The sequence below is a fragment of the Pseudomonas sp. Sample_9 genome (assembly GCF_004307535.1).
In the GTDB taxonomy this organism is placed as follows: domain Bacteria; phylum Pseudomonadota; class Gammaproteobacteria; order Pseudomonadales; family Pseudomonadaceae; genus Aquipseudomonas; species Aquipseudomonas mercuritolerans.
The window spans coordinates 1,417-12,100 of sequence record NZ_RAZO01000377.1 but is presented as its reverse complement, the minus strand read 5'-3'; the positions used below and the strand labels follow the sequence as shown (position 1 = coordinate 12,100).

Sequence of the window (10,684 nt, the reverse complement as noted above, 5' to 3'; positions counted from 1 at the left end):
CGATGACAAGGGCAACAGCTTCTATCTGATTCAGGTGCGCACCGACAAGAATCACTTGGGCGGCGATGTTAAACCGCTGCTGATCATCCCGGGGATGGTGGCGACAGTAGACATTATCACCGGTGAGAAAAGCGTTTTGGATTACTTGCTCAAACCGGTGCTGAAAGCGCGGACTGAGGCGATGCGCGAGCGCTAGTGATCTTTGAATTGCGGTGATTGATCTGGCGCTTTCGCGAGCAGGCTCGCTCCCACAATTGGAATGCGTTCCCCTGTGGGAGCGAGCCTGCTCGCGAAGAGGCCCGCACAGACAATGATCATCTGTCGCCATGGTTACGCTGAAAAACCTCCTCCCCCATCGCCGCAATCTGCCCTTCGATCAGCGCTTCAAACGGCTTGAGCAACGGCGCAAACGTCGTCGGCGCTTCGAGGGTTTCGAGCGCCTGGACTATCGCCTCGATCGTCGATAGCGCCCCCGGCCCCGGTGCCTTGCGCAAGCGATAGCGCGACACACCGCCCTCGGCCAGGGTCACCCGTGGCAGTGCTGCCAGCAGCGGATTGAGGTGCAGCATCTTGCGCGCCTTGCGCCAGGTGCCGTCCGGGACGACCAGCAACATTGGCTGATCATTTGGCGCGTAAACCTGCAACGGCTGCGCATCCTCAGCCGGGAACAGCAACCGCGCCTGATAACCCGGCTGGTTCAACAGTTTCGGCAAATCCTCGAATACCTCGCCGACAATCAGCTCGGCATTGCTCAGCCCCTGCGCAGCCAAGCGCGCGGTATTGAGCGCGTGACTGACCTCGCTCGGATGCTGCAGCAGCAAGACTCGGGTGCGGCTATCAAGATGCGGAATCAATGGGCACAGGCAATGGGTCTGGGGGCGCAGGCAGCGCAGGCATTGGGCTCGGGACATGATGGGTTACGCCTGATTCAATTGCGCTTTGAGCAAATCGCGGAAGGTCTGGATCAGCGGCTCGCGGCTGCGGCCCCTGCGCATGATCATCGAAAACGGCGCCTGATAACCGAAGGTCGCCGGCAGCAGAACGCGCAGATCACCCTTGTCGGCCCAGGCCTGCGCGTAGTGCTCCGGCAGATAACCGATGTAGGCGCCGGAGAGCACCAGAATCAGCTGCGCTTCCATACTTTCCACAGTCGCGGCGCTGTGTTTGAAACCGTGCCGGGCCAGTTCCGCCTGACTCCAGTACCCGCGCCCGACCATCCGTTGCTGGGTGATGACCTGCTCGGGAATGCGCCGTTCGTTGAACAGTGGATGGCGACTGCTGCAATACAGCCAGTGCTGCTCGCGGTACAGCGGCATGTAGACCAGACCGCTCATGCGCGTGGAAAACGCACCGATGGCCAGATCGAGGCGATTGTCCTGCACGCCGAGCTGCAATTCGTAAGGGCTCATCACCGACAGGTGCAAATGCACCGCCGGGTGTTCCTGGCTGTAGGCGCCGATGGCTTCAGCAAACGGCAGGGCCTTGTCGCTGACCGTGGAATCGATCACCCCGAGATTGAGCGTGCCGCGCAGTTCGCCCTTGAGCGCGGCGGCATATTGCTCGAAGCCTTCAAGCTCGGCGAGCAGGCGCAGGGTTTCCTGATGGAACAGCTCGCCCTTGCTGGTCAGGCTGAACCCGCCGCGCCCGCGATGGCACAGCACCAGACCAAGCGCGGCTTCGAGCTGGCTCATGTAGGTGCTGATCGCCGAGGTCGACAGGTTGAGTTCCTGCTGCGCGTTGGCGAAACCCTGATGGCGCACGACGCTGACGAAGATGCGCAGGAGTTTCAGGTCGGGTAAAGCGTTGGCCATTTCTGCTCCCAAGGATCGTTCCCACGCTCTGCGTGGGAATGCAGCCCGTGACGCTCTGCGTCACTTGCGAGTACGGCTGGACGCGGAGCGTCCGTGGATGCATTCCCACGCAGAGCATGGGAACGATCAGGTGTGGAAGTCTGGCATTAGTTTAGAAAAATCTGAACTAAGTTTTTGCCCGTAGCGATTCTTCCCCGTCACTACATTTCGCATGATCGGCCCAACAGCGGCGTCCGAACCTGTGCTCCACGGCGCGCCGGCATAAATAAAACAAAGACGATGAGGCCCTACCCGTGGACAAGATTCTTCACCAACCACTGGGCGGCAATGAAATGCCGCGCTTCGGCGGCATCGCCACCATGCTCCGACTTCCCCATGTACCGACCGCTGCCGGCCTCGACGCTGCCTTTGTGGGCGTGCCGCTGGACATCGGCACTTCGCTGCGCCCCGGCACCCGCTTCGGGCCGCGCGACATCCGCACCGAATCGGTGATGATCCGCCCGTACAACATGGCCACCGGCGCCGCGCCGTTCGACTCGCTGTCGGTGGCCGACATCGGTGACGTGGCGATCAACACCTTCAACCTGCTCGACGCCGTGCGCATCATCGAAGAAGCCTACGACAACATTCTCGAGCACAACGTCATTCCGATGACACTGGGTGGCGACCACACCATCACCCTGCCGATCCTGCGCGCGATTCATAAAAAGCACGGCAAGGTAGGCCTGGTGCACATCGATGCCCACGCTGACGTCAACGACCACATGTTCGGCGAGAAGATCGCCCACGGCACCACGTTCCGTCGTGCCGTCGAAGAAGGTCTGCTCGATTGCGATCGTGTGGTGCAGATCGGTTTGCGTGCCCAGGGCTACACCGCCGACGACTTCAACTGGAGCCGCGATCAAGGCTTCCGCGTGGTGCAGGCCGAAGAGTGCTGGCACAAGTCGCTGGCGCCGCTGATGGCTGAAGTACGCGAGAAAGTCGGTGGCGGTCCGGTGTACCTGAGTTTCGACATCGACGGCATCGACCCGGCCTGGGCGCCCGGTACCGGCACCCCGGAAATCGGCGGCCTGACCACCATTCAGGCGATCGAAATCATCCGTGGCTGTCAGGGCCTCGACCTGATCGGTTGCGATCTGGTAGAAGTCTCGCCCGCTTACGACACCACCGGCAACACCTCGCTGCTGGCCGCCAACCTGCTGTACGAAATGCTCTGCGTACTGCCTGGCGTGGTTCATCGCTGAGGGTCGGTCATGCACGCACGTGATCAGGTTTTGCACGCGGCCGCCGAGTTGGTCGCCGCGTTTGCGCGTAACGATCGCGAAGCTTACTTCGGCGCATTCAGCACCGATGCCAGCTTCGTTTTCTACACCCTCGACCAGCCGTTGCTGTCGCGCGATGCCTATCAGGCGTTGTGGGACCGCTGGCGCGCCGAGGAGGGTTTCGAGGTGCTGTCGTGCACCTCGAGCAACGCCTTTGTCAGCCTGCAGGGTGACGTGGCGGTTTTCATCCATGACGTGGCCACCGAGCTGCGCATGCAAGGGGAGCAACACTTCAGCCAGGAGCGCGAGACGATTGTTTTCAGAAGACAAACGTCGAGCCTAGAACAACAAGGCCTATGGCTGGCCTGTCACGAACATTTGTCCGCAATGCCGGAAGGGCTGCCACCCCCTTAGCCAATGGTGACGCTCACGCACGATGAGCGCGCCTGATGATCGGAGCAGATCATGAATAACAACAACAACGAAAAAAGCCTTAGCAGCATCGAAACAAACGGGGTCGAACAGATCCCGGATCATGAGCGCGACGCCCGACCCAGCGACCTGTTTCGCTTGATCTTCGGCGGCGCCAATACGTTTGCCACCGCTGTGCTCGGCAGTTTCCCGGTGCTGTTCGGCCTGTCGTTTCAGGCCGGTGTCTGGGCGATTGTGCTGGGTGTGGTGGTCGGCGCGCTGATCCTCGCGCCGATGGGCCTGTTCGGCCCGCTCAACGGCACCAACAACGCCGTGTCTTCCGGTGCGCACTTCGGCGTGCACGGGCGGATTGTCGGGTCATTCCTGTCGTTGCTGACGGCAATCGCGTTCTTCTCGCTGTCAGTGTGGAGCTCGGGTGATGCGCTGGTCGGCGGTGCCAAACGCCTCGTTGATCTGCCGGAAACCGACCTGACCCTGGGCCTGGCCTACGGTCTGTTCGCGCTGCTGGTGCTGACCGTGTGCATCTACGGTTTCCGTATCATGCTGTGGGTCAACCGCATCGCGGTGTGGGCCGCGAGCCTGTTGTTCCTGCTCGGCATCTTCGCCTTCGCCCCTGCATTTGACAGCCAGTACGCCGGCAGCGTGGCGCTGGGTCAGGCCGGGTTCTGGGCGGCATTCATCGGCGCGGCGCTGGTGGCGATGAGCAACCCGATTTCCTTCGGTGCGTTCCTCGGCGACTGGTCGCGCTACATCCCGCGTGAGACACCGAAGGGCCGGATCATGCTGGCGGTGATCGCCGCGCAACTGGCAACGTTGATCCCGTTCCTGTTCGGCCTCGCCACCGCCACCATCGTCGCGATCAAAGCGCCGGACTACATCGCCGCGAACAACTATGTCGGCGGCTTGCTGGCCGTGTCGCCGAGCTGGTTCTTCCTGCCGGTGTGCCTGATTGCGGTGATCGGCGGCATGTCCACCGGCACCACGTCGCTGTATGGCACCGGCCTGGACATGTCCAGCGTGTTCCCGCGCGTGCTGTCCCGGGTCAAGGCGACCTTGCTGATCGGCGTGCTGTCGATCGCCTTCATCTTCATCGGCCGTTTTGCGGCGAACCTGGTGCAGAGCGTGTCGACCTTCGCCGTGTTGATCATCACCTGCACCACCCCATGGATGGTGATCATGATCATCGGCCTGCTGGTACGGCGCGGCTTCTACTGCCCGGATGATCTGCAAGTGTTCACCCGTGGTGAACAGGGCGGACGCTACTGGTTCAACCACGGCTGGAACTGGCGCGGTCTGGGGGCGTGGATTCCGAGTGCGCTGGTCGGCCTGTGCTTCGTCAACCTGCCGGGCCAGTTCGTCGGCCCGCTGGGCGAACTGGCCGGCGGCATCGACATCAGCTTGCCGGTGACGTTGGGCCTGGCGTCGGTGGTGTATCTGACGCTGCTACGCCTGTTCCCCGAACCTAGGGAAGTGTTTGGGCCAACGGATGTGCGCAGCGAAGCCGCCATAAAACCCGAACTACGTCAGGCCGCCTGAATAAACGCAAAACCCTGTGGGAGCGAGCCTGCTCGCGAAGACTTCAGCACATCCAACGTTGATGTGACTGACAGACCCCCTTCGCGAGCAGGCTCGCTCCCACAGGAAGCCTTGCAGACCCCATTTGCTTGACCATAAAAAAGACAATCGGAGACACGCCATCATGGCTTTGGATTTATTCGTCGTACTCATTTATGCCGCTGCGATGCTGATTCTCGGCTACTACGGCATGCGCAAGGCCAAGACCCACGAAGACTATCTGGTTGCCGGGCGTAATCTTGGGCCGTCGCTGTACATGGGCACCATGGCAGCAACCGTCCTCGGCGGCGCCTCCACCGTCGGCACCGTGCGTCTGGGTTACGTGCATGGCATCTCCGGATTCTGGCTGTGCGCGGCACTGGGCTGCGGCATCGTCGCGCTGAACCTGTTTCTCGCCAAGCCCTTGCTGAAACTCAAGGTATTCACCGTCACCCAGGTCCTGGAGAAGCGCTACAACCCGATGGCGCGCACCGCCAGTGCGACGATCATGCTCGCTTACGCGCTGATGATCGGCGTGACCTCGATTCTGGCGATCGGCACCGTGCTGCAAGTGTTGTTCGGTCTGCCCTTCTGGATTTCCGTACTGCTGGGCGGCGGTATCGTGGTGACTTATTCAACGATCGGCGGCATGTGGTCGCTGACCCTGACGGACATCGTCCAGTTCGGCATCCAGACAGTGGGCCTGATGTTCGTGTTGTTGCCGATCTGCCTGTACCGCGTAGGCGGCTGGGATCAATTGGTCGCGCAACTGCCGGCGGCCAGCTTCAACTTCACCAGCATCGGCTGGGACACGATCATCACCTACTTCATGATCTATTTCTTCGGCATCCTGATCGGCCAGGACATCTGGCAGCGGGTGTTCACGGCAAAAAGCGAAAAAGTCGCCAAGTACGCCGGCACCTCGGCCGGGATCTACTGCATCATTTACGGCCTGGTCTGCGCCTTGATCGGCATGGCTGCGCATGTGCTGATTCCGGATCTGGACAACGTCAACAACGCTTTTGCCGCCATCGTCAAAGTCTCGCTGCCTGACGGCATCCGTGGCCTGGTGATCGCTGCTGCACTGGCGGCGATGATGTCCACCGCCAGCGCCGGCCTGCTCGCCGCGTCCACCACCCTGACCGAAGACCTGCTGCCGAAACTGCGCGGCGGCAAACAATCCAACGTCGCGGTCAGCCGTCTGTTTACGCTGCTGACGGGGATCGCGGTGTTGGGCATTGCTCTGGTCGTCAATGACGTGATCAGCGCGCTGACCCTGGCTTACAACCTCTTGGTCGGCGGCATGCTGATTCCGCTGATGGGCGCGATTTTCTGGAAGCGTGCGACTACTGCCGGGGCGATCAGCGCGATGACGCTGGGCTTTATCACGGCGCTGGTGTTCATGGTCAAGGACGGCATGGACGCGAACTCGCCGATCTATTACAGCCTGGGTGTCAGCCTGGTGAGCTTTGTACTGGTCAGCCTGTTCTCGCCGCGCCCGGCGACCGTGGCAACGGCGGTGTGAATCGGCTGTAACGACTTGATGTTTTCTTCAGCGGGTGTGGCGTCGGTAGCCACACCCGTTTTTTTTGCCTGATAAAAAACAAAAGATCGCAGCCTTCGGCAGCTCCTACACTTTGTAGAAACTGCCGACGGCTGCGATCTTGAAATCTCTGATCGCAGGTATTAACGGCGACGTGGCTGGCGTCGGCGCTGTTCGTCGTCCGTGCGAATCGGTACCGGTTGCAGAGGCGGTTCGATCAAACCGAGGGCAACTCCCAAATCGTGCAGCCAGTTCTGGATTTTCTCTTTCATCGTCATGCCCCCTTCAGGGTGGTGCTGAGCGGCCGGAATTCTGAGGCCGCTTCGCACTGATAATAGTCCGAAGTCCTACGCAATGCTCGGTCAAATCCGCAATGATCTGTTACTGAATTGAACAGAATCTGTTGCGATTGGTTCACGCTGTTTCACGCACTTCATGCAAAGCCACGGGATAGACCGCTTGCTGCACGTCGATCCAGGCATTCAGGTTGGCCCCGGCCATACCCTTGCGCCACATGAGCCATGTTGTCGCACCCGCGAACGGCTCGGCCAACGGATGCACGGCGACGCTTTCACGACCCGGCAGGCTGGCCAGCATCGACTCGGCCATCAACGCCACACCACTGCCGGCAATCACACAGGCGAGCATGCCCTGATACGACTCGATCTCCATCGGCCGGCCCATCGCCGCGTGGTAGTGAGAGAACCACGCTTCCAGACGCATGCGATAGGAACAGCCCTGACGGAAGGTGAATACCGAACGCCCTTCCACATCGCGCGCGCTGTGCACCGGTGGATGGTCGATTTCGGTGATCAGCACCAGGCGTTCCTCGCACAGCGGTACGCCATCGAGCCCGGCCAGTTCCAGCGGTCCGTCGACCAATGCCGCGTCGAGGCGGCCGGTGAGCAACCCTTCGAGCAATTCCCCGGTCGGCGCCGATTGCACCTGCAAATTCACCATCGGGTATTGCTTGTGATAACGCGCCAGCAACGCCGGCAGATGGATCGCCGCCGTGCTGTACATGGTGCCCAGCACGAAGTCGCCGGCCGGTTGCCCGCCCATCACCGCCGCACTGGCCTGATCGCGCAGAGCGAAAAGTCTGCCGGTGTAGTCGAGCAGGACCTTGCCCGCCGGCGACAACTGCAAGCGCTGCCGTTCGCGGACGAACAGCTCAACGCCCAGTTGCTCCTCAAGCTGTTTCAGGCGCGTCGACAGATTTGATGGCACGCGATGCAGGCGCTCGGCGGCGCGGGTGATCGAGCCTTCCTCGGCGACCGCCTGAAATATCCGCAGCTGGCTGAATTCCACTGCTTTCTCCTGAACAGAACAAGTTACTCACTATTATTCAATTTTAAAGAAAGTCAATCGATCCTAGCCTGACGGTCATTGCTGCTTTGAAGGAAGCCCGACCATGTCGCCGCTGATACGTTTATCCGCCTGTTTCGTTGCCCTGATGATGGCCATGGGCATTGGCCGTTTCGCCCTGACACCTCAGATGCCGCACCTGCTCAGCGAAGGGCAGATCGACCTCACCGCCGCCGGGCTGATCGCGGCGGCCAACTACTTCGGCTATCTGCTCGGTGCCGTGGATGCGATGTTCGCCCAGCGGCCGCAGCAGGTGCAGCGTCGCCTGCATGGCGGGCTATGGCTGTGCGTGCTGCTGACCCTGGCGTCGTTCTGGGCCAACGGTTTCTGGTCGCACTTGCTGTTGCGCTTTGGTACCGGAGTCGCGAGTGCCTGGGTGCTGGTGATGATTACTTCGCTCAGTCAGCCGCTGGCGGCGGCGGCGAATCGACCGCGCTGGGGTGCTCTGGTTTTTGCCGGGCCGGGTCTGGGGATTTTTCTCACAGGGTTGCTGGCGCTGGTCTCACATCGACTGCAGCAGACATCGGCAACCCTGTGGCTGATTTACGCAGCCGCCGCGTTGCTGATGATGCTCGGCGTCTGGCGGTTGTTGCCGCAGCCCACCGCGGTAACCACGCCAGCGACAACGCATGTGAACGCAGCGAACCGAGGCATCGGTCGGCTGGCGCTGGTATATGCGCTGTACGGCATCGGCTACATCATTCCGGCAACGTTCCTGTCGCAGATGGCCAACGCGCAGTTTCACGGCCAGTGGCAGGCGGATCTGTTCTGGCCGTGCTTTGGCCTCGGCGCGGCAATCGGGGTGTGGTTGGTGAGTCTGCGCCGACATGATCCCGAGACCACGCGGCACTGGCTGATGGCGACGTTGTGGCTGCAAGCGGCCGGTGTGTTCGCCTGTCTGCTGGGCAGCGGCCTCGGTCTGGCGCTGGGGGTGATCCTCTGCGGCACGCCGTTTCTGGCCTGCATGCAACTGGTCATGCAGCGTTCGCGAGAGCTGGCGCCCCACGCCACTCAGCGCAACGCCGGGATGCTCACGGCGTGCTTCGCTGTCGGCCAGCTGAGCGGCCCGCTGCTGGCGGCGCTGAGCAGCCATTTCAGCGGCGGTTTGCAGCCAGCGCTGCTGATCGCCGGCGCCGGCCTGTTGCTGGCCGGCGCGCTGGCGATGCAGGCCAGGGCTACTGGCCCAGCGCCTTGCGCAAACGGCGACGCAGCCACTGTTCGGCGCTGACGAAAGTGATGCCGAGCAGCACCAGTACGGCGCCAATGACGAAGTTCAGGCTCAACTGTTCGCCGAGCAGCAGCACGCCGAAGGTCACGCCGAACAACGGCGTCATGAACGAGAAGACCGCAAGGTTGGCCGCCAGATAACGGCGCAGCAGCCAGAACCACACCAGGTAGCTGAAGAACGACACCACCAGGCCCTGGAACAGCACACTGGCCACCGCCACGGTAGTCAGGCTGACGTGGGTGATCTGGCCGCTGAACAACGCGATCAACAGCAGACCGATGAAACCGACCATCAGCTGATAAAACAGGGTCAATGTCACCGGCGCTTCCGACAGTCGCGAGGCCCGCACCACCACGGTGGTCGCGCCCCAACAGGCGCCGGCCAATACGCCGAGGGCATCGCCCAGCAGCATGCGGCGGTCGAGGTTGTCCCACGACACACCGCCGGCGAAGGCAATCGCGATGCCGATGAACGCCAGCAGAATCCCCAGCCATTGCAACGGGCGCAAACGCTCGCTGGCCAGCAGGAAATGCACGCCGAGTGCGGTGAAGATCGGCGCGGTATAGAGGAACACCGACATATGCGCGGCGGTGGTCAGTTGCAGGCCTTCGGCGATGAACAGGAACTCCAGACCAAACAGCGCACCGGCCAGCAAGCCGCCGCGCCAGGTGCTGCCGACCTGATCCCAACCGCCCTTCCAGCAGATCAGCAAACCGACCAGTAACGCAGAAATCCCCGAGCGCCCCGCCGCTTGCATCACTGGCGCGATGTCCGTTGCCGCCCACTTGATCAGGACTTGCTGCACACCCCAGATCAGGCACAGGCCGATCATCACTTGCAGGGCAAAACCGTCGGCATTGCGCCGCTCGGCACTCACCGCAACACCTCGAACACACACAACATGGCAGGCCATCCAATGGTCAGAAAACAGTGTCGGGGATTATCAATCAGTCGCGCGAAAAAAGCCGTCTGGAAAAGACATTAAGTTGGTCAGTGGCGTCAGCGCTGAATGGTTGACGGCTGCGCCGTCATTCGCGAGCAGGCCCGCTCCCACAGAGGGTTCGGCGAACACGTGGGAGCGAGCCTGCTCGCGAAGAGGCCAGCATTGCCAACACAACTGCCGAATCGGCTCACGTGAATCGCTTCGCCATCAAATAACCCACCGTGCAGGCAACCGCTGTCGCCACTGTCCCCCACGCCCAATCCATCAAACTCACCTGCACCGACCAGTCGCGCAAGGTCGCCCAATTGGTCAGGTCATAGGTGCCGTAGGCCACCAGTCCCAACAGCGCACCCAACTTCGCCGCCCTCTGCCAGCTCAGCGCCGGCAACACGACAAACACCACGCAGCCAATAACGTACAGGCAATAAAAAACCGCTGCGGGCAACAGCAGCGGTTTATCCAGCATCAGCGAACCGAGCAGTTCGCGATAGGTCGGCGCCATCAGCAGCCCGAGCCAGATGCCGTCGAGCAGCAGAAACGTCAGCA

The 10,684-nt window shown here is 61.6% G+C and carries 11 protein-coding genes and 1 pseudogene; 6 read left to right on the top strand and 6 right to left on the bottom strand.

Annotated elements, in window-relative coordinates:
- Window positions 1-196, top strand: a pseudogene (locus tag D6877_RS21715) (HlyD family type I secretion periplasmic adaptor subunit); the annotation flags it as partial.
- Window positions 197-314: 118 nt separating this feature from the next.
- On the opposite strand, the gene D6877_RS21710 reads toward D6877_RS21715, so the two are convergent.
- Entirely contained in the window at window positions 315-911 is a 597-nt protein-coding gene (locus tag D6877_RS21710) for a DTW domain-containing protein (protein ID WP_130912063.1), read from the bottom strand.
- Between the two features lie 6 nt (window positions 912-917).
- Window positions 918-1,811 (bottom strand): LysR family transcriptional regulator, encoded by an 894-nt coding sequence (locus D6877_RS21705; protein ID WP_007956593.1) that lies wholly within the window; start codon window positions 1,809-1,811, stop codon window positions 918-920.
- A 293-nt stretch (window positions 1,812-2,104) separates the two neighbouring features.
- Here D6877_RS21705 and speB point away from each other — a divergent pair, with 293 nt between their 5' ends.
- The 4 genes from speB (at window position 2,105) to D6877_RS21680 (ending at window position 6,584) form a co-directional block, all read left to right on the top strand.
- Window positions 2,105-3,055, top strand: a complete 951-nt coding sequence (gene speB / locus D6877_RS21695; RefSeq protein ID WP_039761035.1) for an agmatinase — start codon at window positions 2,105-2,107, stop codon at window positions 3,053-3,055.
- A 9-nt stretch (window positions 3,056-3,064) separates the two neighbouring features.
- Entirely contained in the window at window positions 3,065-3,487 is a 423-nt protein-coding gene (locus D6877_RS21690) for a nuclear transport factor 2 family protein (protein ID WP_130912062.1), read from the top strand.
- A gap of 51 nt (window positions 3,488-3,538) precedes the next feature.
- Window positions 3,539-5,041, top strand: a complete 1,503-nt coding sequence (locus D6877_RS21685; RefSeq protein ID WP_076566505.1) for a cytosine permease — start codon at window positions 3,539-3,541, stop codon at window positions 5,039-5,041.
- Window positions 5,042-5,204: 163 nt separating this feature from the next.
- Window positions 5,205-6,584, top strand: coding sequence for a sodium:solute symporter (locus D6877_RS21680; protein ID WP_110601986.1), 1,380 nt, complete (start codon window positions 5,205-5,207; stop codon window positions 6,582-6,584).
- Window positions 6,585-6,745: 161 nt separating this feature from the next.
- On the opposite strand, the gene D6877_RS30185 is transcribed toward D6877_RS21680, so the two are convergent.
- Both D6877_RS30185 and D6877_RS21675 read right to left on the bottom strand, forming a co-directional pair.
- Complete coding sequence (locus tag D6877_RS30185) at window positions 6,746-6,874, bottom strand: PA1414 family protein (RefSeq protein ID WP_003184145.1); 129 nt, start codon at window positions 6,872-6,874, stop codon at window positions 6,746-6,748.
- A gap of 142 nt (window positions 6,875-7,016) precedes the next feature.
- Window positions 7,017-7,910: a LysR family transcriptional regulator gene (locus D6877_RS21675; RefSeq protein WP_130912061.1), complete on the bottom strand. Its 894-nt coding sequence runs from the start codon at window positions 7,908-7,910 to the stop codon at window positions 7,017-7,019.
- A gap of 103 nt (window positions 7,911-8,013) precedes the next feature.
- Here D6877_RS21675 and D6877_RS21670 point away from each other — a divergent pair, with 103 nt between their 5' ends.
- Window positions 8,014-9,195 carry an MFS transporter gene (locus D6877_RS21670; protein WP_130912060.1) on the top strand — a complete coding sequence of 394 codons (1,182 nt, stop codon included), beginning with the start codon at window positions 8,014-8,016 and terminating at the stop codon, window positions 9,193-9,195.
- Here D6877_RS21670 and D6877_RS21665 read toward each other — a convergent pair.
- Both D6877_RS21665 and D6877_RS21660 read right to left on the bottom strand, forming a co-directional pair.
- On the bottom strand, window positions 9,143-10,072 hold the full coding sequence (locus D6877_RS21665; protein WP_130912059.1) for a DMT family transporter: 930 nt from the start codon (window positions 10,070-10,072) through the stop codon (window positions 9,143-9,145). The two genes, D6877_RS21670 and D6877_RS21665, sit on opposite strands and share 53 nt — an antisense overlap.
- A gap of 253 nt (window positions 10,073-10,325) precedes the next feature.
- A complete protein-coding gene (locus tag D6877_RS21660; RefSeq protein ID WP_130912058.1) occupies window positions 10,326-10,682 on the bottom strand; it encodes a DUF2177 family protein in 357 nt (118 codons plus the stop codon).
- Window positions 10,683-10,684 lie beyond the last annotated feature (2 nt).

Excerpts from the sequence above, each read along its gene's own strand:
- D6877_RS30185 (WP_003184145.1), bottom strand. The coding sequence starts at position 6,874 with ATGAAAGAGAAAATCCAGAACTGGCTGCACGATTTGGGAGTTGCCCTC.
- D6877_RS21705 (WP_007956593.1), bottom strand. The coding sequence starts at position 1,811 with ATGGCCAACGCTTTACCCGACCTGAAACTCCTGCGCATCTTCGTCAGC.
- D6877_RS21690 (WP_130912062.1), top strand. The coding sequence starts at position 3,065 with ATGCACGCACGTGATCAGGTTTTGCACGCGGCCGCCGAGTTGGTCGCC.
- D6877_RS21685 (WP_076566505.1), top strand. The coding sequence starts at position 3,539 with ATGAATAACAACAACAACGAAAAAAGCCTTAGCAGCATCGAAACAAAC.
- D6877_RS21710 (WP_130912063.1), bottom strand. The coding sequence starts at position 911 with ATGTCCCGAGCCCAATGCCTGCGCTGCCTGCGCCCCCAGACCCATTGC.
- D6877_RS21670 (WP_130912060.1), top strand. The coding sequence starts at position 8,014 with ATGTCGCCGCTGATACGTTTATCCGCCTGTTTCGTTGCCCTGATGATG.
- D6877_RS21680 (WP_110601986.1), top strand. The coding sequence starts at position 5,205 with ATGGCTTTGGATTTATTCGTCGTACTCATTTATGCCGCTGCGATGCTG.